The organism is Paenibacillus sp. J22P169 (assembly GCF_059691995.1).
Genome location: NZ_JCAUAO010000001.1, coordinates 1147493 through 1170464 on the forward strand (window position 1 = coordinate 1147493; position 22972 = coordinate 1170464).

General features: G+C 44.0%; 21 protein-coding genes. 2 read left to right on the top strand and 19 right to left on the bottom strand.

Annotation, left to right across the window (positions count from 1 at the left end; translation table 11 throughout):
- Positions 1-10: 10 nt before the first annotated feature.
- From AC58QG_RS05390 to AC58QG_RS05410, 5 genes are all read right to left on the bottom strand, one after another.
- Entirely contained in the window at positions 11-796 is a 786-nt protein-coding gene (locus tag AC58QG_RS05390; RefSeq protein ID WP_497361072.1) for a PhzF family phenazine biosynthesis protein, read from the bottom strand.
- Positions 797-811: 15 nt separating this feature from the next.
- Positions 812-1339 (bottom strand): NUDIX hydrolase, encoded by a 528-nt coding sequence (locus AC58QG_RS05395; protein ID WP_497361073.1) that lies wholly within the window; start codon positions 1337-1339, stop codon positions 812-814.
- Between the two features lie 99 nt (positions 1340-1438).
- The gene (locus AC58QG_RS05400; protein ID WP_497361074.1) at positions 1439-1645 is read right to left on the bottom strand and encodes a helix-turn-helix domain-containing protein; all 207 of its coding nucleotides are present in this window, start codon (positions 1643-1645) and stop codon (positions 1439-1441) included.
- A 10-nt stretch (positions 1646-1655) separates the two neighbouring features.
- Complete coding sequence (locus AC58QG_RS05405; protein ID WP_497361075.1) at positions 1656-2138, bottom strand: DUF2975 domain-containing protein; 483 nt, start codon at positions 2136-2138, stop codon at positions 1656-1658.
- Between the two features lie 200 nt (positions 2139-2338).
- The gene (locus tag AC58QG_RS05410; protein ID WP_497361076.1) at positions 2339-3046 is read right to left on the bottom strand and encodes a DNA alkylation repair protein; all 708 of its coding nucleotides are present in this window, start codon (positions 3044-3046) and stop codon (positions 2339-2341) included.
- 334 nt (positions 3047-3380) lie between these two features.
- Here AC58QG_RS05410 and AC58QG_RS05415 point away from each other — a divergent pair, with 334 nt between their 5' ends.
- Positions 3381-4952: a response regulator transcription factor gene (locus tag AC58QG_RS05415; protein ID WP_497361077.1), complete on the top strand. Its 1572-nt coding sequence runs from the start codon at positions 3381-3383 to the stop codon at positions 4950-4952.
- A gap of 26 nt (positions 4953-4978) precedes the next feature.
- Positions 4979-6781: a sensor histidine kinase gene (locus AC58QG_RS05420; protein ID WP_497361078.1), complete on the top strand. Its 1803-nt coding sequence runs from the start codon at positions 4979-4981 to the stop codon at positions 6779-6781.
- Between the two features lie 57 nt (positions 6782-6838).
- Here AC58QG_RS05420 and AC58QG_RS05425 read toward each other — a convergent pair whose 3' ends face one another.
- The 14 genes from AC58QG_RS05425 to AC58QG_RS05490 all read right to left on the bottom strand — a co-directional run bounded on the left by AC58QG_RS05425 (position 6839) and on the right by AC58QG_RS05490 (position 22874).
- Complete coding sequence (locus AC58QG_RS05425) at positions 6839-7897, bottom strand: glycoside hydrolase family 183 protein (RefSeq protein WP_497361079.1); 1059 nt, start codon at positions 7895-7897, stop codon at positions 6839-6841.
- A 3-nt stretch (positions 7898-7900) separates the two neighbouring features.
- Positions 7901-9100, bottom strand: coding sequence for a Gfo/Idh/MocA family protein (locus tag AC58QG_RS05430; protein WP_497361080.1), 1200 nt, complete (start codon positions 9098-9100; stop codon positions 7901-7903).
- 24 nt (positions 9101-9124) lie between these two features.
- A complete protein-coding gene (locus tag AC58QG_RS05435) occupies positions 9125-10114 on the bottom strand; it encodes a Gfo/Idh/MocA family protein (protein WP_497361081.1) in 990 nt (329 codons plus the stop codon).
- A 25-nt stretch (positions 10115-10139) separates the two neighbouring features.
- A complete protein-coding gene (locus AC58QG_RS05440; RefSeq protein ID WP_497361082.1) occupies positions 10140-11423 on the bottom strand; it encodes a Gfo/Idh/MocA family protein in 1284 nt (427 codons plus the stop codon).
- A gap of 26 nt (positions 11424-11449) precedes the next feature.
- On the bottom strand, positions 11450-12598 hold the full coding sequence (locus tag AC58QG_RS05445; protein WP_497361083.1) for a mandelate racemase/muconate lactonizing enzyme family protein: 1149 nt from the start codon (positions 12596-12598) through the stop codon (positions 11450-11452).
- Positions 12599-12621: 23 nt separating this feature from the next.
- Positions 12622-13425, bottom strand: coding sequence for a sugar phosphate isomerase/epimerase family protein (locus AC58QG_RS05450; protein WP_497361084.1), 804 nt, complete (start codon positions 13423-13425; stop codon positions 12622-12624).
- A 74-nt stretch (positions 13426-13499) separates the two neighbouring features.
- On the bottom strand, positions 13500-14381 hold the full coding sequence (locus tag AC58QG_RS05455; RefSeq protein WP_497361085.1) for a carbon-nitrogen hydrolase family protein: 882 nt from the start codon (positions 14379-14381) through the stop codon (positions 13500-13502).
- A gap of 23 nt (positions 14382-14404) precedes the next feature.
- The gene (locus AC58QG_RS05460) at positions 14405-15286 is read right to left on the bottom strand and encodes an AEC family transporter (RefSeq protein WP_497362785.1); all 882 of its coding nucleotides are present in this window, start codon (positions 15284-15286) and stop codon (positions 14405-14407) included.
- Between the two features lie 29 nt (positions 15287-15315).
- Positions 15316-16338 carry a DUF4185 domain-containing protein gene (locus AC58QG_RS05465; RefSeq protein ID WP_497361086.1) on the bottom strand — a complete coding sequence of 341 codons (1023 nt, stop codon included), beginning with the start codon at positions 16336-16338 and terminating at the stop codon, positions 15316-15318.
- 20 nt (positions 16339-16358) lie between these two features.
- Positions 16359-17060: a gamma-glutamyl-gamma-aminobutyrate hydrolase family protein gene (locus AC58QG_RS05470; protein WP_497361087.1), complete on the bottom strand. Its 702-nt coding sequence runs from the start codon at positions 17058-17060 to the stop codon at positions 16359-16361.
- A 33-nt stretch (positions 17061-17093) separates the two neighbouring features.
- Complete coding sequence (locus tag AC58QG_RS05475; protein WP_497361088.1) at positions 17094-19121, bottom strand: serine hydrolase; 2028 nt, start codon at positions 19119-19121, stop codon at positions 17094-17096.
- Positions 19122-19125: 4 nt separating this feature from the next.
- The gene (locus AC58QG_RS05480; protein ID WP_497361089.1) at positions 19126-20121 is read right to left on the bottom strand and encodes a hypothetical protein; all 996 of its coding nucleotides are present in this window, start codon (positions 20119-20121) and stop codon (positions 19126-19128) included.
- 33 nt (positions 20122-20154) lie between these two features.
- Positions 20155-21636 carry a sulfatase-like hydrolase/transferase gene (locus AC58QG_RS05485; RefSeq protein WP_497361090.1) on the bottom strand — a complete coding sequence of 494 codons (1482 nt, stop codon included), beginning with the start codon at positions 21634-21636 and terminating at the stop codon, positions 20155-20157.
- A gap of 2 nt (positions 21637-21638) precedes the next feature.
- Positions 21639-22874, bottom strand: coding sequence for a TolB-like translocation protein (locus AC58QG_RS05490; RefSeq protein ID WP_497361091.1), 1236 nt, complete (start codon positions 22872-22874; stop codon positions 21639-21641).
- Between the last annotated feature and the right edge of the window lie 98 nt (positions 22875-22972).

Genomic DNA, 22972 nt, shown 5'->3' on the forward strand with positions numbered 1-22972 from the left:
CCTTCCAAACCTACATGAATAACTCACATTTCATAACAGTAACAGCTTCTCCTGCCATTAAAACCCTGTCTTCTTGTATATTTATTTTAAGTATGCCGCCACGTGCCGAAGCCTGAAAGGCAACCATTTCAGCTTTATTTAATTTCTTTCTCCAGTAAGGCGCAAGAGCACAGTGAGCTGATCCTGTAACGGGATCTTCGTTGACGCCTATGGCTGGGAAAAAGCATCTCGAAATAAAGTCATACTTGTTAGATTTACTTGTTACAATGATCCCTCTGGTTTCGATCGTTCTCAGGATAGAAAAATTAGGACTTAGATCTTTTATGACATCTTCGGACTCAACTTCAATCAAATAATCGAATCTATTTCGGCCTGCATAGCTTGGTTCAATTTGCAAAGCTTCAATTAACTCCAGGGGATATTCGCTCTCACGCACAGGCTCTGCAGGGAAATTCAATTGCATCCATGAACCTTCTTTACTCGCCAAGAGAAGTCCACTCTTTGTATAGAAGTTAATTGTCTGGTCTCTCGATATAATCTCTGTTTCCCATAAAATGTGAGCACTTGCTAAGGTAGCATGTCCACACAATTCAACTTCCGTGTTCGGAGTAAACCATCTTAGGGAATAACCATCCTGATGTGGGGACAAAAAAGCAGTTTCAGATAAATTCATTTCGGCGGCTATATTTTGCATAATAAAGTCATCGAGAGGTTCGGTAGTTAAACATACGGCTGCTGGGTTCCCCTTGAAGACCTTATCTGTGAAAGCATCGACAACATAGATCGTCAAAACCATACTAATCCCCTTCCATTACGTAGCATGCGCAGCTAAAAGAATTGCTGCTTTTTCAAGTATCGTCTTATCTCGTAAAATCATAAATGAACTCGAATAATCCGTACAGCTTTGAACGGAAGCATTCATCACTTCTAATGCATGATCTAGTGTCATCCACTTGACCACCATACCGAGCTCCATTTCGCTTTCAGTAAGCATGGTATTACTGACGCTATTCTGTACTTTTGCTATATAGCAGTAGGAGAACTGCATGTAGTTATTTCTGTTCTTATGTTCCTCAATATACCCTAGTTCATACAAAATTTCAGCTTCATAACCAGTCTCTTCCTTAATTTCACGTAAAAATGCCTCCTTTGTATTTTCACCATCATCTACCCCTCCACCAGGTAACTTGTAAAGGTTCGTTTTGGACATAAACATCATTGCAACTTTCTTCTGGTTATCTACTACAACACCTCTGGATCCGTATCGAGAAATGGTCTCTAGAAATTCAGGTGCACCACCTAGCATATCACTATCCGTTATTCTTTTAATCAGTTGCATGACATCACCCTTCCATAATGAATACCTATCTTAAAAATACAAACAAGGAGCAGCTGCCAACGCAGTTCTGCTCCTTGCATATGAACGATACGGTCTACCCTACTCGCTTTTGTACTCTAAAATATCTCCTGGCTGACAATCTAAAGCTTTACAAATCGCTTCTAAAGTCGATAATCGAACCGCTTTAGCTTTTCCATTTTTCAATATAGAAAGATTAGCCATTGTGATGCCAACCTTCTCCGAAAGCTCTGTTACGCTCATTTTTCTCTTAGCCAACATCACATCAATATTGATTATTATCGCCATGTTTTTCACCTCAGACCGTCAAATCATTCTCTGATTTAATATCAATCGCTTCTTTTAAAAGCTTTTGGAGTACAGCAGCAAAAACGGCAATCACCATGGATGCAAAAATCATAACCATTCCGATTAGAATGAGACCAGGGGCATCATCTCTCTCCGCCACGAGATAGAACAGCGGCAACCCAACCACATACAAGCAACTGATTATAATCGCACACAATTTAATATTCTTAAGTACGTCTACAGATAATTCCGAGAAAGCTTTGTTCTTATCAATATAACCTAAAAGCTTAAACGTTTGATACAGTGCAACGTAAAAGGGTATGGCAGTTCCATACAAATCGATGAAAAGAAGATATTTAATATACGTATGATCTGGATACAACTCAGCTGCATAGTTCGCTAGCTCTGGCACCAAAAATATACACAAAGCTAGAACCGGTATTCCCATAAGAATAACAGCTATCTTTAAAAAGAGTGTTGTTCCTCGTTTCATGTAAAGTCCCTCACTTATCTTTAAATTTAATTTGAATTTACCATATTATTTATCGTTTCGCAATAAAAAACAAACGAAATTAAACATATTATTGTTGTTATATTCGCTTTTATTTCGCAACACATTGTTATAAAGCTTTCTTTATGCTAAAAAAACAGCCGACCCTATGATGGCCGACTGCCCAGATTTTAAGTAAGTATTTAACATCTCACATGTTTGCGTTTGAAGCCAAGAGCATCTTTCTGTACGGCCTTTTGAATATTGTCGGAAGCGTTTATGAATTTACTTTTAGTCTTCTCTCGACCGACTTCTACGGGTCCAACTGACTTTGCGATCTCGACTGCCTTATCATGGAGCGGTATAAAAGAGACTCCCACTGTGTAAATAAAATTATTCATCGCATATTTAGCTCGTTCAGGAGCTTCGTGAATCGTACTTTTCACAATTTCAAGCATATTGGCAATTTTGCTTTCGGAAAATTCGCTGTCTGAGCGATTTCCCAGAAGCCAACAGTAGCAGCTCCAGCCCGCCGACATTCTCAGTTCCTCGCCGCTTGCAATCCATGTATCTGCTACTTCTTGTGCAATATTGGCTTCTGACAAGGTGACTGCAACCACGTAATCGGATAGCATATAGAAATAGGCCGCGTCAATCCAACGGTCAAAATCAACTGCAGTCATGGCTATTGGATCTGCAATGATACCAGCAAAATACATGGCATCATAGTTCCCTGTAGCGTAGAGCTGTTCAGCTAATGCCTGATTGATTTTTATTTTCTTGGCAAGTGGCTTCATCGCACCTGTCGCTACACCGAAAAGTGGTTCGTGCGCGCCATTGGACACGTATATTTTCTTAGTACGTTCCTTACCGAGAGCTTCAAGCTCCTGCATGACGATTTCTACATTCATAGTCGAATACTTCCTTTATTATATGATTTTATTTCCTACGTCTGCTCATCCACTACCCTATTCATCATGCCAAATAGCTTATAAGTCGCAATTACTAAGTTTCCAATCATATTAACTACTTTGTGGAGCCAATCCAAAATGAGATGATTAGGTTCCTAATGATATCCATACCATAACATCGTTGAAATGTAAATAAATCGGCCATTTCTAATGGACAATTTCGGGAAAATGATACAATTCCGTTATTTAGTCCAGTTGATTGACAACTTTCACTGTTAAAGTATAAATTTAAGAGAATCAGTCTCGTATAAGGCTTTCAAAGGAGGGGAACTCCGTGTATCGGCTAATAATTGTGGATGATGAAGAACATATCCGAGAAGGATTAAGCGATTTAGTTGATTGGGCGTCTCTCGGATTTCAACTTGTCGCTAAACTGGAAGACGGTAAACAGGCTGTTGAATGGTTGCAGAAAACTGAGATCGATATCATTCTTTCTGATGTGAAAATGACGCATGTATCCGGCCTTGAGCTCGCTAAATACGTTCATGAGAATCACAGACAGACGAAAATCGTGCTCATCAGTGGGTTCAAAGAATTTGATTATGTGAAACAGGCAATGAGTTACAATGTCATTCATTATTTGTTAAAGCCGACGAAGCTCAGTGATATCAGAACCGTATTTCAAGACGTGAAGCTGAGATTGGACAAGGAAAAAGAGGATTACGAACAGGTGTCCAAAGTCCTGAAGCATAAGAATGAATTGCTCCCTCTGATTCGGAAACAATTATTCCGTGATATGTCGACAGGTAAATTGACCGATCCAACTGAGGTAGAGAAGCTGCTGCGGCTGACCGAAGTCCATGTCAATACACTCAATCATCGATGTGCATTAGCTCGAATCTCCTTTGCAAATCCTGGCGTTTCCGCTGAATCTATTGAAAAAATGATTCGCAATGACGGGTCAGGTATTTTGTATATCCCCATCCTTATGAATACCCAACAACTTGATCTTGTAGCTCTTGATCTTCCAGATCAGCATGATGCTCAATCCTTTCGCGCTTCGATAACGTCTAATATGCAAACTGTTTTACAGCGCATAAACACCTTATTAGGAGTTGAAGCACAGACAGATATCGTAGGTTCGTTCGAGAATTTACGCCAACTCATGAGTGAAAGTGCTGTACATTTTAATAAAGATGATGATCTGTTCGAACTGGATGTAACTGAAGTGTCCTTACGAAACACCCCTCAATTAGCGGAACAACGCAAACAATTCCTCACCTATCTGAACGCAGGCAATATCGAAGCATTACCTGGGCAGTACGAAGTCTTATTGGATACCGTACATCAAGGGAAATTACCTACTCATTTTGTGAAAAATCTATTGATTGAACTCTTCTCCTCTCTAAGCTTCAAATTAAATGAGATGGACTTGCCCATCGACAAAATAACGAACAAACCCTTCTACTATGAGACCATTCTTCGTCTGAATAGCTATGACGAATTGCTGAACTGGGGTCTATCCGTGCTAAACGAAATCGTCAACTACTTTCAGAAGCATATGGCAGCGGAGCCTTCAGCGATCCAGAAAGCCAAAGATTATGTGTCTCATTATTTTGACAAAGATATCTCACTGGAAAGTGCAGCCTCACAAGTGTATTTAAGTCCGGATTATTTTGGCAGAATCTTTAAACAGTACACGGGAAGCAGCTTTACTGACTTTGTTACTGAAACTCGTATACATAAAGCATTAGAATATTTACAAGACCCTCAATTTAAAATCTATGAGATCGGATCGATTGTTGGGTATAAGAATACGAAGTATTTTTTCAAAATATTTAAAAAACAAACAGGTTATACGCCTACCGAATATCGACGTAAATCGATAAGTAAGGATAAGCAATGAGAGATCCCTTAAGCTTATGGTTTATCTTGAAAAACTACCGATTTCAAAGCGTCTTTATCAAAAATTTTCTGATTATATTGGCTCTTATCCTTCTTCCAGTCACGGGATTAAGCGTGGGGATTTACAATCTTTACAGTAAGACAGTTACAGAAGAAATCAGTAGCGCACACTTGAACTCCCTCTCACGGATCCGGGATATGGTTGACATGCTCATGCGCGAAGTGGATGATTTCTCCGTGCGATTTGCATCAGACGATGTCGTGGCCCAATTGATGGAAAAGCGGAACGCCGGACAATCAAGTTATGACACAAGTATGCTTACCGCGAAGCTGTTTACAAAGCTGAATTACACGAACAATATACAGGATTTTGTTGATTCTGTGTACTTGTACTCGGAAAACAACCAGTCCGTCTGGACATCTGATTTAAGAAGATGGTCTTTAGAAGAATTTATGGATCAGGGTTGGGTTCCCAGCTATAACGAAAGAAAGTTAACGTATAGGGATTGGTCGCTTGCCAGACAAGCGAAAACCCATTACTCCGACAGCAATGAGCGTCAGTTGATGACGTTAATCCGCATGGCTCCTTTGCTTCAGACAAAGACAGGCAGTGTCATTATGAATATTGATACCGCCAAGTTCATGAGCATCATTCACAATACCAACAATCATTACATCGATAACCTCTATATTATTGATGGGAATGGCCTTATTGTGGGTCAGGACAATTTTGAAATGATTAACCATCCTATTTCAGATATCATTCCTAATGTGGATCGGATGGAAGAAAATCCGAATGAACCCGTCTTTTTATACAATGAAGAAACCAAGCAGTCCATTTCTCATGTTAAATCTCAATACAATAAATGGCGATTTATATCAGTCGTTCCCTTGAAGCTATACGAGGATAAAGCAAGGTACATACGCAATTACTTACTCGTCTCTTCCCTATTCAGTATCGCGGTAGCCATGATTTTATCGCTAATTGTTTCATGGCGAATGTTTATACCGATTAAACAGATCATGTCTGTTGTTAGTCGACCTGGCGACTGGCTGGAAGATTCAGAGCGAGCCAGCCCTATTAAATCGGTGAAAACGCAGGTTAACGAAATCAAATATATTACCTCTAGCATACTTAGTTCTTATGGCGAAAAGCAGGAATTAGAGAATGAGCTTCGCTATCGCCTGTCGCTGCTTGATCGCGCGTATGCAGTGGCCTTGCAATCCCAAATTAATCCCCACTTCCTGTATAACACACTCGAAACGATTAATTGGCAAGCGTTACGGCTTACAGGCTCGGAAAATCCCGTTTCCGAAATGATTAGTTCGCTTTCTCAGCTTCTACGCTTTTCCTTAGAAGGCGAAGGACATTTAGTTTCGATCCGAGAAGAGCTCGCGTATTGCATGCACTATCTCGACATACAGAAAATTAGATATCCTCGGAAATTTGAAGTGGTCGTGCAAGTTGATGAGAAACTCAATGATTACAAAATCCCGAGGATCACCCTCCAACCCCTGATCGAAAATTGCATCTATCACGGGATCAAACCCAAAGACGGCGAAGGTAAAATTACAGTTACCGGAACGTTGGAAGGTGCTCACGCCGTGCTCCGTATTTCTGATAACGGAATCGGAATTGAGTCGGATAAGTTAGAACAAATTAATGCCGAGCTGGCCAATAAGAATTGGATTACCGGGAATCATATAGGCGTTATGAACGTGAATCAGCGGATTAAATTAACCTTCGGAGAGCAATGTGGGTTACAAATGGTGAGCGAGCTTGGACTTGGCACTGAAGTAACGGTTAGAATTACCGCGTTAGAGGGATAAGGAAATAAGGGGCTGAGCGAATGTACTGCATCGCTCGGCCCCTTATATTTCGTGGTCTTATAGCTGTAATTCCGCTTTTCTTACACAGAAATTATCGTCTCCTGAGAATACCAAGTAGACTGTCTTGCCATCCGGGCTCATCCACTTTGCGGGAAATTCTCCTCGTTCTCCCGGTCCTATGTCCCATTTTTCAGTAAAATAAACCGTCGTCCATGGTCCCCATGGCTCAGGGGCATCATAAACCCCGAATCCTCCAGAGAAGCGAGTGTCGCCTCGATCCCTATGACCAGGCTCGTTTGGAATATGCTGCCACCATAAATACCTTTTTAAAGCACTATTGTAGCTGATACCCGATCTTAAGCAGGCATCTTGGTGCTGGAACACCGCACCTCGATCTTCGATATCCTTCGTCCACCCCGGAGACTCTCCGTCAAATGAATGCAAGAATTCATATGCCCCCCTATCTGCAATCCTGTCCTTCGGTACTCGCATGAGTATCATTCGATCTGAAGGTACGTCCGCTTTCGGATGATCATGGGTTACGGTGTAGACATATTCGTCCCTTGCATCCCAGTAATTCTTACCGTAATTGATAAAGGCGCACAAGCCAAATTCTTCAAACTTCCAATCGCTAAAGCTCCAGGTTTGGGCATGATCTATTGACCAGGCTAACTGCGCCTGTCCCCCTTTCTCATCTGCATGAAACAGCCACGCATAAAGAACTCCGTCGACCATGAGAACTCCGCTACCTTTTTTTCCCTGTCTGCCATATCCTTTGTTTTCACCTGATGCGGAACGCACATTAATTCCCTGAACATCAGGTGGATTCCCTGTTACATAGGCAAAGCCCAGACCTAGCTTCTCATCCAATACGGGGTCAAAGCCATATCCATCACCATATAACGTATAGAGGCTATCATCATCAGCCCACGTTACTGGCCAATTATCGCTCCCATCATATTTAACAGGGTCTGTCATATAAACTACACCGATTGCTGTACGAATCATGCTTTCAGTTGGCTCCCAGACAAGTCCCTTAATAACACTACTTTTAGGATACGGAGGTTTCCTAAGCTCCCGTTCCATATCTGTCGTTTTACCTTTATTGTCATTCATTGGTCACCTCGACATAGAGATTTCTTCACCCGACTTTGCCCAATGAAGTCCAGCTTCTGCAGGCAAGATTGCTTGCTCATAACAATAAGTCATCTGTTCAACAAGGCCTTCAACGTAATTGCCAGTCTCATTTTTCCAGAAGTGCTCTCCACGTTTTACGAACTCTTCAGGGAACTTCACAATCTCACGCATAGATGCCTGCATGCCGCTAATACACATCGTTTGGGACATGGCTGCCTCCACCCCGCAGACGGGCATCCCATCCCCCGCAGCAGCGGCTATAGCCATCCATAGCTTGGTGTCCGCTTGTTGATTTGGATTCTCGTATTCTTTGGTTTCTCCATTATGAAAACGTGCCATAATAGGGGAACCTTTTTTGTAATCCCCATCGTCTAAATCGACCACGGCATGCTCGAACTCATAGCGGAACAAAGCCCCCTTGCTTTGATTCACGGCATGGGATCCGTAATATAGCACCTCTATCCCACTGTCCGTAATGGCTCTCATTGCTGCGGTATCGAAATTGTCAATGTAATTCGCACGGTACAACTCCGCAATGACCAAGGATGGATACGCGCTTGCAGCGATTTCCTCACCAAGAACATAGAACATGTTATGTAAGTAATGCGCCGTTGCATTATTAGCTACACTGTCTAAAATCATCGTTCCATTCGCATCTTGCTTTTTTCCTGCCCAGCCTCTGGCATAATAGGTATCTGTTCGTGGCCAAAGGACGAGTGTCTTGAGCCGCTTCGGCTTCCCAAATAATCCAGCTATGATATCTCTCTTTAGTTCCTGTATGCCTCGACTATGACTCCACTGGTACCCGATTGAAACAAATTTCTTCGCTCGATCCCTAGCCGCAATTATGTTGAAAGCTTCTTCGATTGTAGGGCTTAACGGTTTTTCAGTTAAAACATTACTCCCCTGTGACAAAGCCAGACAGGTTTGGGAACTATGAAATTGAATTGGCGAGGAAATAATAGCCAAATCGGACTTGGCGTTTACATAGAAGTGCTCCAGAGACGGATAAATTGGTATCTTCATTTCTAGTATTTTTTCATAATGATGACTTTTTTCAGGATAAGGATCTACAACGCCAATAAGGATATAGGGGTAATTGCCACCACCCTTTAACAAAGTATTCACATAGAAACCACCATATCCTCCTATGCCGACCAATACTACTTGTACAGGATTCATCGCAACTTCTCTCTCCCGTTCTATTCAAAAATAAACGACGCGACCTTCATCTGCGGACATTCTTGCTCGAAGACTAGCTTCTGTAACAGCAAACGATTGTTCAGCACTCACTAAACACGTTCCTTGTCCCCGAACCTGCTGCAAGAAATCGACAAAAATATCCTGTGAAGGCAGCAAAGGGACTTCTTGGATACCTTCGCCTTGTTCGTTGATTAGATACACTTGATTATGCATCACTTCGACAATGCCTCGCGTACCTACGATTCGGATTCGATCATCCGCATGACTCGGAGCCTGCTTCGGTCTTAAATAGTCGATGGTGAGAGAACCCATGACTTCATTCGTAAATGTAAAATGGCAAAGAGCAGTCGCCTCTAATTCGCCATGATCCTTATTGGCCCTCGTCGAGTGGGAGGCGAATACGGACAGCAATTGCTCACCACTCCATTCGTAGAGCCAATCAATTGCATGACTTCCCACCCAAGGAATCGTGCCACCATAGGTTTCACGTCTCTTGTACAGCGCATTACGCTCCCCTAAACGGTATGATTTCTGCGCATTAATTAGTCTAATTTCACCAATGCTTCCATCACGAAGCAGCTTTCTGATCGTTAAAAAACAAGGTGTATAACGGATACCGAACATCGCAGCCAGTTGTGCATTCGCGTTCTGATAAGCCGCCTTTACTTTATCCAAATCCGTCAAGGTGGTAGCCACTGGTTTTTCCACAAAGACATGGATACCTCGATTTAATGCCTGTATGGTAATTGAAGCATGATCATTGAAATGGCTAGCGATGGCTACGACATCTGGCTTTAATGTATCCAACATGACCGTATAGTTTTCATATCGCTCAGGCGTGAATCCACGCTGAAGCGCATGGCGATATAAGCCATCAACGTCCTCTCCCAGTGATCCAGGTGCAATGCCTGCTAAATAGGCATCTGGTTGTTCCCGCAATCCTTCCAGCACATAACCTGTGTGGCCAGATGAGCCTATGATACAAATTTTCAATACCAAACTCCCTACCTTTCTATGACTAAAATTGAACCAATTTATCCACTCTCACTAATTGACCAGTTTGTATGGATATATTACCTGCGATACCAGTCAGAATGGACATGGCACCGTCTATATGTGAAGCAGTGCGATTCAAGCGGTCATTCACCGGCTCCACAAAGATATCCCGAAGTAATGCTGGATCTCCGCCGCCATGGCCGCCTACGCCTTCTTCGTACGCAACCTCATAAGAGCTACCGAACATCGGATGAACGGTAATCGATGCTACTTTTGAATATTCCTGTGCATGGGTTCCATCCGGATTGTTCAAGTGCTTTACAATTGTTTTGATTTCCATTCTTCCTTTTGTTCCGTTCATACTAACGGCAAGACCCTCCCAAGGGGTGTAAGCATTTAAAGAGTAGGTCATAATTGTATTGTTCTCATAGCGAACAAGAACACCAAGGGTATCCTCAATGCTGATCCCGTCGCCAAATACACTTTGATCACGTTGATAGCCATCCTCTTTCTCAGCGTCTAGATACATCTCTTTCAAGGTTTCATTGCCTGCCAGATCAATAGCGAACGGGTCATTTCTAGCAGCCTCGCTGCCGAATGAACGCTGGTAGAATTGTTCCACGCCGCGTCTTTCCGCGTTTTCTCTACCATAGAACATCAAATCTCCCATCGCAACAACCGTTTTCGGCTTGGTTCCCAACCAGTAATTGACGAGGTCGAAATGATGCGTCGACTTATGAACCAGCAAGCCCCCACTATTTCGCTTATCCCGATGCCATCTGCGGAAATAATCAGCACCATGCTTAATATCAAGCAGCCACTCAAAATTGACAGACTGTACTTCTCCGATTACGTCATCCAAAATGAGCTCACGAACCTTACTGAACTGAGGGGCATATCGATAATTGAATGCAACTCGCAATTGTTTACCCGTCCGTTTCACAGTATCAAGGATGGCCTGACATTTCTCGGCGTCAACCGTCATCGGCTTCTCCGAAACAACATCACAGCCCATTTCCAACGCTTTGATGATATACGTATGATGGGTTCGATCAATAGAAGTTACAAAAATAACATCTGGTTTCTCCGTTCGTATCAAATCCTCGAATTGATTCGGTTTATACGTAGGTACAGGATGATAGCCGCATTCTTCCACTAAGACGCGATTCGTGAAATCCATACGTGTTTGATTAATGTCACATATCGCAACTAAATCTACGTTAGATTTAAAATCTGTCACCATAGCTGTATAGAAAAACTTTGCTCGTATTCCGCAACCTACTAAGGCATATCGCTTCTTCGACATTGTGTAGTTTCTCTCCTTTTTTTTCATTAAGTTATAACGATTTCACCTATCGTTTTTATGAGTAATTCATGCAGTTTTTCAACTTCAGGTTCAACACCTAAACCCGGTGCAATTGGAACCTGCGCCATACTTCCTTGGATATCAAGTCCTTTAACCAACATATCTTGAAGCAGCTCTGGACCATTTAATTCGGCAGGAAGCGCAAGATTAAGTGTACTGAACAGGTGAATGGACGCTGCAAAGGCTACGCCGCAATCCGTCAAACCACTGCCTAACAATTCGACTCCGTTCGCTTTCGCAACAACAGCCGATTCCATGCATTTGCGAATACCAGCTGATTTGCAAATTTTGAGTACAACCATATCTACAGCTTCCATCTGAATAGCTTTCGCCAGATCCATGGCTGAGAAACTACCTTCATCAATTGCAATTGGCAATCGGCTTCGTCTGCGTATAGCTGACATTCCTGACCAATCCGGGCTTTTAACCGGTTGTTCTACGCAAACGACAGATGGGAATCCACGGATGGCTTCCAAGAGCTGAACCATCGTTCCGGGAGTGTAAGACTGGTTGGCATCCAGCCATAGTGGTTTATTCCCTGTTACTTTAAGTATGGCTTGTATCCGCTTAAGATCACCGCTAACATCACCCGATATTTTAATCTTATACGCAGAATAATGACTAGATTCTTGCGCTTGCTCGGCCATGACCTCAGGTAGATTCACGCCAATCGCAGAACAAAGCGGAATTTCCGAAGTGATCGCCCCGCCGAGTAAGGCATGTAAAGGCAAACCAGCCATTTTTCCTGCAAGATCGTGGAAAGCCATGTCGATTGCAGCTCTAGCAAATGGCATACCATTGGAAACGGATACGCTAAGTGCCTCTTCTGCTCGTTTATGGAACAGGTTAACCTCATAGGGGGATAAGCCGAGCGCTAATGGAGCTAGATGATGTTGAATCACTGCAACCATCGTTTCAATCGTCTCATAGCTCCATCTAGGTTCGGCTCGTTGTTCCCCCCAGCCCACCATTCCGTCATTCGTTTCCATTCTGATAAACAACACGGGCTTACCAGAATCATTGGTATTATTGGTGGCGCCGTTGCCAAGTGTAAACACTCTACGGTAAGGAACAAGTACTGGATATAGTTGTATCTTGGCTATATAGGAACGCATCCCATCTCTCCTCCTAGTAGACTTCATTTATGAACGAGCGCTTTTACATAGGCCATATCTTCCGCAATATGTGAGTCAACATTCGCTTCATCGTTATATTCGGCTGTTAAACACAGAACACCCTTGTAATCCCGTTGAATCAAATTATCAATAATGGCTGACCATGAGGCCATTCCATGGCGTGCCGTTGTCCAATAGGGCTCCCATTGCGCCTGCTCTGCTTCATTTCCGTTCACTCTATGGTAGAAGCCATTTTTTAAGTTCACCATGCATAAGTATGATGAAACCACATCGAGACTCAACTCGTGCCGCTCCCCCGTTAAAGCGTCATGTGCTGCATCCCAAATCGCTCCAATGCAGTTCGGATCTAAGCCTTCAAGGATACGATGTAGACCAAAAGCATTTTTGATGCGGGTACGTCCAATATGCTGTTGAATGCCAACTTTTACCCCGTATCTTTGACATAACACTTGAATCTTCTCCAGTTCCAATTTAATTCTTCTCTCAGATGCCCAATAGCCTTCATTAAAATCTACATCGACCATAATCCGAATGAGGGGAATGCCTGATTCCGCGCAAGCTGCAAAAATCGATTCATCTGTTGTACTTGCGATACTATAAATTTGCAAACCATACTCCTTAAATGTGCGGCTTACGATTGGCAACTCTTTCTCTACCTGATTGGGCTGAACTTGAAATCCTTCTCTAACGGGTAATTCAATGCCATCAACTCCTAACGAATGGACCTTTACTGCTAATTGATCTATTGGCAATGATTTCCATGGCTTGGTAAAGACAGAAAAGGCAAAACGAGATTGTTGTTCCACACATAAAACCTCCTTCATGTTAACGGAGGCCATCCAGAGATGATCTGAATGGCCTTATCGTCCTCTTCCTGTCTTTACTCAAAAAATTCAATCTCATTCCAATCCTTTTGCGGACAATCTTCTAATAATGGTTGATAGGCTTCCATTCGACGGAGCTTAAGCAACACTTGTTTAATATCCTCGCAAGAGCCTTTTACAGCTCTCGTATTCGTTATAATCTTGGTGCTCAAATCGATTTCAACCACTTGATAAGTGCCCTCTTCCTCTACTTTGCTGATGATCTCTCCGCTTGGCGAGACCATCCCAGTAAAAGAAGTCCCCGGCTCAGCATGTAAATGGCAAGTCGCGACATAGACAGAATTGTCAATTGCTCTTGCTCTTAATTTGATTTCCCCTTGCGGATTTAAGGTATCGCCAAACAAAGGAAACAGGATCAATTCTGCTCCACGTAATGCCAATATTCTAGCGGATTCTGGATAATAATTGTCAAAGCAGATCATGATGCCAACCTTGCCGAAGTCAAGGTCGAACACAGGAAAATCGTGACCATTGGTTAACACTTTCGTCTCACCGCGGGTCAGATGCACCTTCCGATACCTTCCGATCTCAACGCCATTTCGGTCCAGAACATAAGATACGTTATAGACATTCTCATGCTCATCTATTTCATAATCCCAAGGAACTACGTAGGCATTGTACTTCTTGGCGAGGTTGCTGCAGCGCTGCTTATAGGCTTCGGAATACGTTCTGGAGAGCTCACCCCTTGGAATATGACGCCTGGCCAAACGATATTGATATGCCTCTGGCATGAATACAAGATCGGCTCCATCCTTAAGGCTTTCCTCTGCCAGAAGCAGCAGCTCTTCTAGGCAACCCTCTACAGTAACACTGTCATCATACCTTGGCTTCACTTGAATGAGACCAATTTTGGCTGTTCGTCTCGGGCTATCCTTCATTGCTCTCAGCTCCTTTTTTTTATTTACGCTAAAGCGAAGATGGTGAACGTAACCGTCAACATGCTGGCTACTGTAGAGAATAACACGGCATGCGCGGAGAAGTAGGCCTCATTATCGTATTCCAGTGCGATCAATGCACAAATTAAGGAGGTTGGCGCCGCACATGAGAGGACTAAAGCGCTCGCAATATCTCCTTGGAAGCCCATTAGTTTGACAAGTCCATATCCGATCAGAGGTCCTGCCAGCAAACGAAGTGTGGCTGAGATGAGAACATCATCGTATCGTATGTTCAAATTCAATGTGGAAAGCTGAACGCCTAATGTAATGAGAGCCAAAGCAATCGTTGCACCAGACATATATTCCAAAGGAAGATACAACGGTTCTGGAATCGTAATATGCCATAATCTAATAATGATCGCTGCAAGCACGGCATAAATGCCGGGATATAGAATAATTGTTTTTATTGCAAATTTAAATTCACCTTTATGCGCATTCGCGTTATAGATGCCATATGTTCCCGGCAGCAGATTTTGAATCACCGAAACGATAATTTGAACGGCTAGAGTAACCGGATTTCCTGCGAACACAAGTTGATTCAGAGGAATCATGTAATTGCCACTATTATAAAATAGGATCGTATTACGCATAGCCCCTCGCATCGGAGCATCATATCGACGTATTCGGATCACAACTTCCGCCAATACAGCTGAAACAACAGCAAATAAAACGCTGAATAAGGCTACTTTCAATACGAGCTCCCAACTAATCGACACTTTGATTAAAAGTACAAACATAAAGATTGGCATAAACAAGTTAAATACTAGCTTGGATAAAGAAGCTGCGTGAATCGTATATTTTCTTCCCATTACAAAACCAATCGCAATGATCAAGCCAATGGGAACCACATTCGACAATAAAATATGTAAAAAATAGGTCAGATGATGAAGCCTCCCTCAATGGAATTCCAAGCATCATTATATTCTCTGCCTGAGAACACCATGACGAATTCCCAGCCATCGTTGTCCCACCATTTCGGAGAAAAGCTCAAGTAAGATACTAGTTTGCATTCCCAATCTTCCGGAACGAAGCAATCCGAGTAATAGATCGTTTTCCATGATCCCCAAGGTTCATTAGCTTCGTAAATGCCCCATCCGTAGTTTCTTGCCGTATGTTGGGTGACGAGAAGATATTTCTTAAGCGCAGGATTGTACACCGCGTTTACCCGCATGACGCCATTCGCATCGTAAAAGACAGGCCTGCGCTGTTCGCCGTCTTTGGTCCATTTCGGCGTTCCACCGTACTCATTTCCAGCGAAAAACTCATAATGTTCCTGAGAGGTAATTTTATCTTTCGGTACACGGATTAACGAGATTTCGCCTGGCACTTGAAGCTCCCAGACTAAGCTCTTCACCTCCGGTGCATACATGTAGACGTAATTGTCTCTAGCCCCTTGATAATTCTGGCCAAACTGCAAGAAGGTCGGTACGAAAAACCCCCTAGATCGGCTAAACGAATCGATATGGAACTCGACACCGGTATCGTCCCAGGTAGCTCCACGATCATCTGATTTGTATAGCTTCTGAAATTCGTAGCAATCGCTAGATGCCGCACCGCTTCGCCACATGTAGAAGATCCCGTCTATACAAATAATGCCCCATGATTTACCTGTAAAAGTTGCCGGATTCTCCGCATCCTTTCCACCCCAAACATTAAACGTCTTATACGCTTTTCGATCCCCTTCTATTCTTGCTACACCCATACTGGCACGCCCAATTTCGTTCGTACCACCAAAACCGCCGCCATCGCCAAATACCGTATATTGGTGCCCATCATCCGCCCAAGTTAACGGCCAATTATCACTTCCAGGGGCTAGTCGAATGCGACTGGACCAATCAAAGGTGATACCTTTGATGAATTTACTATTCGGATAAGGCGGGTACAATTTATTAGCAGACATCTCGTCCATCCTCCTGCTTTCTATTCACCGCTGCATACACGGACAAATGCTTTAAAAATACGACTCGCTGTCTCGTCTGTTCTAGCTAAGTTTTCCGGATGCCACTGCACGCCTAATACAAACCGATGAGTCAGGCTTTCCAACCCCTCAATTATGCCGTCAGCAGCGGTTGCATTCACAAGAAAGCCAGGTGCTGTTCGTTTAATCGCTTGGTGGTGGAAGCTGTTCACGCGAATGTGAGTGGAACCGATGATTCGTTCCAACAGCGTTCCTTCTTGAATGAGTACCTGATGTGACAGGTGATCTCTCGGCGCATTCTGTCTATGCTGTAAACATCCCGAATGCTCCCGATCAATGTCTTGGATTAACGTTCCCCCTGCGACAGCATTCAAAAGCTGCAAGCCTCGGCAAATGGCTAGGATGGGCTTACCCGATTGTAGAAATCGTTCTGTTAATCGTCTCTCGATCTCATCGCGTTCTGGTGATATGGTTCCTAAACCTGGAGAAGGTTCTTCACCGTACAGGAAAGGATCAACATCCTCTCCTCCGCTTAGCATGAGCCCATCTGCCATATCGCAAACTTGATCCAACATGTCCTCTGAAGTCATATATGGCAGGACGAACGGGATGCCGCCAGCTTCCACGATTGCGTTCGAATAATCCTTATGAAGAAACGTATTGCCGCTATCGAAAGTCGAGGTTACCACAATAATAGGTTTCATGTACTAGAAGCCCCCTATAGGTGAAACTGCTTGTCAATCAGTCAATGTAAGGGTCATGGAACGAACGCACATCGCATCATAATCAATCGATTTGAAGCGTCTTCCGGAGAAGATTAGATTCAGTTGAGTCCCATCTTCACTAATCCATTTCGTCGGAAACCGGTAGGAGTGTGTCTTGCCAAGTCCCCAATACTCCGTGAAATAGACCGTGCTCCATGGACCATAGGGGGTTGGTGAATCGAAAATCCCCCATCCACCTTCGTGATTGCATGCTGAAACGAGCCAATATCTTTGGGTGGCCGCGTGGTAGATGGCTTCGAGCCTGTGACAGTGCTTGGGAAACGTGAATACCGGACCCATCTCTTCAATATATGGGGTCCATACAGGCTCCCCTAACTCATCGCGACCTCTGAAATATTCATATTCAGCTAAGTGCTTGAGTTGATACCGATTTACCCGAGCCATAACGATATGGTCATATTCTTCATAAGCACTAGTCCCGTGAGGAGAATAAATGTAGATGTAAGCGTCAGGCGCACCGGCATAGTTTTGTCCGTAGTTGACGAATGTCGGGCAACCAAAGCTGGTTTCAAACTTGAAGCCCCACTCCCAAGATTGCCCTCTATCCTCTGACCAGGCGATTTGCGAATTGCCTGCATTCCTAGCAAGCATATACATCACACCGTCCACCATGAGTAAACCGCTAGCTTTTTCACCTGAGGGTCCGTCGCCTTCCCGCTCGCCTGTTTCCGTACGCAAATTAATGCCCTCAAATGCTTGTGAAGTACCTAAGATTTTGGCAAAGCCTAGGCTAAGCTTTTTCTCTGTATGCGGAAGGAATCCGTAGCCGTCCCCGTAGGAAGTATAGAGCTCTCCATCATTCGCCCATGTACACGGCCAATTATCGCTGTCTTCACCGCTCATTCTGATCCGCTCAGGAGCTTCGAACGATACATGACGTACCTTATCACTTGCTGGGAATGGGCTTTGATGCAGCAGCATGGCTTGAATTGGATCGCAGATATAGTCCTTGATCTCGGCCCAGATCGTAGGATTCTTAAGTTCGAGCATCCGATTACCCATCCGAACTACAATTAAATCGAGACTCGGAATAACCATCATCACTTGTTGTCCTGCGCCTGCTCCAATAAAGGTACAATCCGGAATGTTAGGAAATACCGTGCAATGATTCGAAAATCCGCAAATGGATGCGGTCAATAGGTCACCATGCGGGAATCCTTCCTGTGTGATGGAGTGAACGTTTGCTGTCATCATCGGCTTTAACACCTGGGACTTAATTAAAGTTTGACCTTCCCATTGGCCCTTTTGAAGGTATAAACGAGCAATTTGGAGAACTGCGCGAGCCGTAAATTCTGCTCCTCCCCATGTCCCGTACACGTCTATGCCATTATATCGAATTGGCTTTTTGTAACCGATGCTCCATTCATTATCCGGAATGCCAAGGGGGCTGAAGATCCTTTCTTGCAGCAACGTCTGAATATCCGGATAAGGTGAATGCTGCAAGCTTGCCGTAATGGCATAAGAAAGGGCACCAAATCCCGGGTTGCTGTAAAGAAACTTCGTCCCAGGAGGGTGCAGCATTTGCGCCATTTCAAGGGAACAGGTAATTGGATCCAAGGCCGAAGGACTAGGATCTTTTTGCCAAAACATCAGCTTCCACCCAGTTAACTCATTATCAAACGCCGATGTGTCTTCTAAACCCGAGGTATGCGTAGCTAAATGCCGTATCGTAATTTTCGATTTAAGGGGATCGTTCTGCCAACTTGGAATGTAAGTACAGGCAAGATCATGATACGCGATGTACCCTTCCGTTACCGCAACCGCCAATGCTAAGCCACCTACGATCGTCTTGGCGAGCGAAGCTGTGTAATGCGGACTTTCTGGACTGAAATCATCCGAATAACATTCTTTAATAAGTTTATCGTTGCGCATGATCAGTAAAGCTTTGGTGTTCATCTCCATTAATTGCTTCGCGTAATTGTCGATCAACTGCGTATCAAGTCCTTGATGATGAGGTTGATCGTACTCAAAAGAAATCATATGCTTATGCCTCCAAATTCTTGTCAAGTAGTCGCTTCAATGTCGTTTCAATCGCGGAAGATTGCGCTTTGACTTGAATGTCTACGGGATATTGAGCACGATTTGTAATGACTTCGGTACTGATTCTACTCATACGTTTATGGATTTCACGGAAGTTTCGACGGAAATACTCAGCTTGGATATCGGTATATGGCGTGCAAATAGGAGCCTTCGCTGCAAAACCATTATCCTGCCAGCCCTCCGTAATGTCATCTGCCCAAGCTCTGTTCTCTTCTGCGTGCTTACCGTGTACAAGATCAGGAAGCGGCATGAAAATCTGACATGTATATCCCGTATCTTGAGAATTCTGACCTAGAAACATCATTTGATGTAAATCTAGCCAATATTCATAGCTATACTGTTTATCCATTTGATAAAACAGTTTAAAGTAGGACGAAAGTTGGCTTCGGTTCGGCTCCACATAACGGAACTCATCAATGGGTTCATAGACGATACCGATAGGATTAGGCACCTTTTCCTCTCGGCTATCCCACAGATCTACTCTCTTCCATGACTCACCAGGCTGATCTGGGTCTTCACCAAAAATCAGACATCGGAATTGCTTAGGATCGTATTTTGATCCATCGTAATACAGCTCAGGCGAGTTCTCGCGACCGAACGGATTGGCATCCGGACTGAAGGTAATGATTGTATTCGCCAGCACCTTCTCGCGGTCAAATTGACAAGGATTCCCGAGCAAATCTTTACCAGTAAGAAGCTGCTCAATGACATCTACCATGCCAGCTGTCGTTCCTGGCTCATGCGCATGTGGCTGGGAGATGTACAGCGCTTTTTTCTTAGAGCGATCAATTGAAAAATCTGAAATCGTGATGGCATACACCTTATGCCCGCTGTAAGCTACCAAATGATCCAACACCATGTTAGAACCTGCTATGTGCTGCCATTCCTTTATTTTCTTTTCAACTTGTTCTGGCTTCGCAATGAATGGAATCATTGTCATCTCACCTCTTCCATTTGCAATTAATTAACATCATTAATGAATACCTCGGGGGTTAAAATCTTGTACTAGATCAGCTTTCTCTCTAGCATTTAGCAAGCGTTTCGTACCTTTCGGAGCCAATTGCCCATCATTTACAGCCAAATCAGACTCTCTTGCGCTCAATATACGCACCAGCTCAGCTCTCCATTGCTGCAATTGCTCCTCGTTCAGGTTCGTTAGATCATGCGTTTCCAAAGGATCCGCGAAAAGATCGAATAGTAGCTCCTGTCCATCTTCTTCAAACCAAATATATTTCCAATGTCCGTCAGTTACCATCAGGGTCCGTTGACTAATGCGGCCAAATTCACCTAATAGGCAATTCCGAACAGAAGATTGCTCTGGTTCTACGACAAGCGGCAATAAGCTTCTTCCATCCACCCCTTCTATCTCCGCTATACCAGCAATGTCTAGACATGTCGGCATAATATCTTGAAGACCTACCGGTGAACGATTCGTACGACCAGATACCCAAGATTCTCCACGGATTGGGCTCTTAGAAGGCGGCACAACAATGAGTGGTATTTGGCATGCGCCACGATTAAAGTTAGCCTTGAACCAAAGCTTATGGTCCCCCATGTTATCACCGTGATCGGAAGTAAAAATAATCCAAGTGTTATCAAGTATGCCAGCTTCGCGCAAAGTCCCAATGATTCGGTTGATCGCGCGATCAACCTGAGTAATTGACGCATAAAAACCGCGATAAGCTAGATCTGTTTGTTTATCCGTCAAGCTTTCTCCGCAATACCCCTCAACCGTTCGTTGATCATATAAAGAGTGCCGTTCCACCCAATCTCCGATGACGGGCTTCGGCATCTCATCACGTTCATACATATATAAGTCGCGCATCAAAGGCGCTAATGGTGGATGAGGTGCAGTAAAGGACGCCCAAAGAAATAATGGACGCGTCCAATCCCTCCTCTTGATCGTCTTGCAGCTCTGGTCTGCAATCCACTCCGTCGGGTGTAAATGGTCTGGCAAATGCCACGGGGACATCGCATATTCATTGTTGGCTATCCCGTGCGCAAAGGCCTGCCCGGGGTAACCTTGCTCCGCCAACCAAAGCTCATAATCGTCATAGCCTCGTTTATCCGATGATTTGGCACCAAACATGCGACCTTCTTCACACAAGAGCATACTGTCAAACCCGTAATGGCATCGCTCAGGATAGACATGCATCTTACCAACTACTCTCGTTTCATATCCCGCTTCTCCGAGTGCTTTAGGCAAAGTAGTCTCCGTAGGTAGTTTGAAGCCCTCCACATACGTGGTAATTCCCATGCTGTGTCCTTCAAGTCCCGTCATTACACTGGCTCTAGCCGGAATACAGATCGGCGTTGGGGAATAAGCTTGCTCGAACCGAATACCACGTCTAGCCAAAATATCAAGATGAGGCGTTTGGATAATCGAATTGCCTGCACATCCCATCAAATCCGCTCGCATTTGATCCGTCGTGATGAGAACTATATTTGGCTTCATACTCAGCCTCCTACTCTCTTAGCTAAGCAGCTTAAATCAGCGATTAAGATTTGCCTATTGCCATCTGGTGTTCCATTAAAACAGATATATTGGAAGTCTTCGCTCCACACCGGGTGAGGATCGCATCGTAATTCGGCAGGTATAGGCGTACCTCCGAGCGTCCATATCCAACAAATGGCTTCTTCTTCTCCCGTACTCGTTTCTATTAGACGAATGGGGACCTGATGGGCTTCATTCGTAAACGATTCACCGGTATAGGCATCTGTTACAATATAAGTGCCATTTCGATAAAAGCTCGGGTGTCCTCCGCCTCGAACTTGTGGGGCTACAATTTTGAATTTCTCTCCTGCACTGTCAAACTGACAGAAACGAATCTCATTCATGTTTATATTCATGAGAATATGTTTTCCGTCGGGATGCCAATCAGGATGATGTGAGCCTTCCATCCACATTTCATAGGGAAGCGCGATCTTAGCGTCACTTCCATCGGGAGCCATCGTGATAATGAACTTTTTTTGCGGCCTTCCATGATCGAACAAACACCGAACAACTTGCATAATGCGGTCTTGTTGACGGTTGATTTTTGTATGGAAAAAGGTGAATCTAGCGCCTTCGAACGGTTTCTTATCCGGTAAAAGCTCATATGCTTGCTGCAGACTGAATAATAGTCGTTTCGTATTTGTCTTGACGTCCACTTGCCACAAGCCCTCATCATGAGGCGCTCCGATTGACGGCATACAATCGCAGTGCGCCGGCATCGTTGCGCCATATCCATTTTGCGATGCGTTAATGAGGGTTAGGGACGGACTCAATAAATAAGAACCATCCGGAGCGATCTGATAAACAGGCCCAGCCATCCTTCTTGTTGATCCTGTGTCTAGCGAATACTCCATGGCAAACACGTCACAACCATCTTTATCGTTATAGTAGAGATGATTGTCGCTGCCCCAACAAAGATGAGCGCCTACCTGCATCCCCCAGCCCTTCGTGTCAGCAATTTCCGTAATCGTTTGTTCCACCAAATCAATGATACAAACCGTCGCTGCATCATCAGAACCTGGCAAACGGTCTTGAAATGGCAACTTCAAGCAAGCTAAATACTTGCCGGACGGACTCCAAGGACGTACATCGAAGAAAGTATGAATATAAAACCCATCTTCAGGCGTAACGATCATTACAGGATAAGCCGTATCGCCAGGTGCGTAAGGTCTGAACTTCACTCTGCTTGTTACCGTCATTCACTTCACTCCCTCCTGCATTCTCTGAAATACGACAAGTTCGCTGTAAAAATATCCCGTTAGCTCATGCTGAAAGTTGAGAGGATAGTATGTGTTAG

Bases quoted from the DNA above. Each gene is read 5' to 3' on its own strand.
- AC58QG_RS05445 (WP_497361083.1), bottom strand. From the start codon at position 12,598: ATGCGTTCCTATATAGCCAAGATACAACTATATCCAGTACTTGTTCCT.
- AC58QG_RS05455 (WP_497361085.1), bottom strand. From the start codon at position 14,381: ATGAAGGATAGCCCGAGACGAACAGCCAAAATTGGTCTCATTCAAGTG.
- AC58QG_RS05465 (WP_497361086.1), bottom strand. From the start codon at position 16,338: ATGTCTGCTAATAAATTGTACCCGCCTTATCCGAATAGTAAATTCATC.
- AC58QG_RS05480 (WP_497361089.1), bottom strand. From the start codon at position 20,121: ATGACAATGATTCCATTCATTGCGAAGCCAGAACAAGTTGAAAAGAAA.
- AC58QG_RS05425 (WP_497361079.1), bottom strand. From the start codon at position 7,897: ATGAATGACAATAAAGGTAAAACGACAGATATGGAACGGGAGCTTAGG.
- AC58QG_RS05475 (WP_497361088.1), bottom strand. From the start codon at position 19,121: ATGATTTCTTTTGAGTACGATCAACCTCATCATCAAGGACTTGATACG.
- AC58QG_RS05405 (WP_497361075.1), bottom strand. From the start codon at position 2,138: ATGAAACGAGGAACAACACTCTTTTTAAAGATAGCTGTTATTCTTATG.
- AC58QG_RS05410 (WP_497361076.1), bottom strand. From the start codon at position 3,046: ATGAATGTAGAAATCGTCATGCAGGAGCTTGAAGCTCTCGGTAAGGAA.
- AC58QG_RS05440 (WP_497361082.1), bottom strand. From the start codon at position 11,423: ATGTCGAAGAAGCGATATGCCTTAGTAGGTTGCGGAATACGAGCAAAG.
- AC58QG_RS05395 (WP_497361073.1), bottom strand. From the start codon at position 1,339: ATGCAACTGATTAAAAGAATAACGGATAGTGATATGCTAGGTGGTGCA.
- AC58QG_RS05390 (WP_497361072.1), bottom strand. From the start codon at position 796: ATGGTTTTGACGATCTATGTTGTCGATGCTTTCACAGATAAGGTCTTC.
- AC58QG_RS05485 (WP_497361090.1), bottom strand. From the start codon at position 21,636: ATGAAGCCAAATATAGTTCTCATCACGACGGATCAAATGCGAGCGGAT.
- AC58QG_RS05400 (WP_497361074.1), bottom strand. From the start codon at position 1,645: ATGGCGATAATAATCAATATTGATGTGATGTTGGCTAAGAGAAAAATG.
- AC58QG_RS05490 (WP_497361091.1), bottom strand. From the start codon at position 22,874: ATGACGGTAACAAGCAGAGTGAAGTTCAGACCTTACGCACCTGGCGAT.
- AC58QG_RS05470 (WP_497361087.1), bottom strand. From the start codon at position 17,060: ATGAAACCTATTATTGTGGTAACCTCGACTTTCGATAGCGGCAATACG.
- AC58QG_RS05430 (WP_497361080.1), bottom strand. From the start codon at position 9,100: ATGAATCCTGTACAAGTAGTATTGGTCGGCATAGGAGGATATGGTGGT.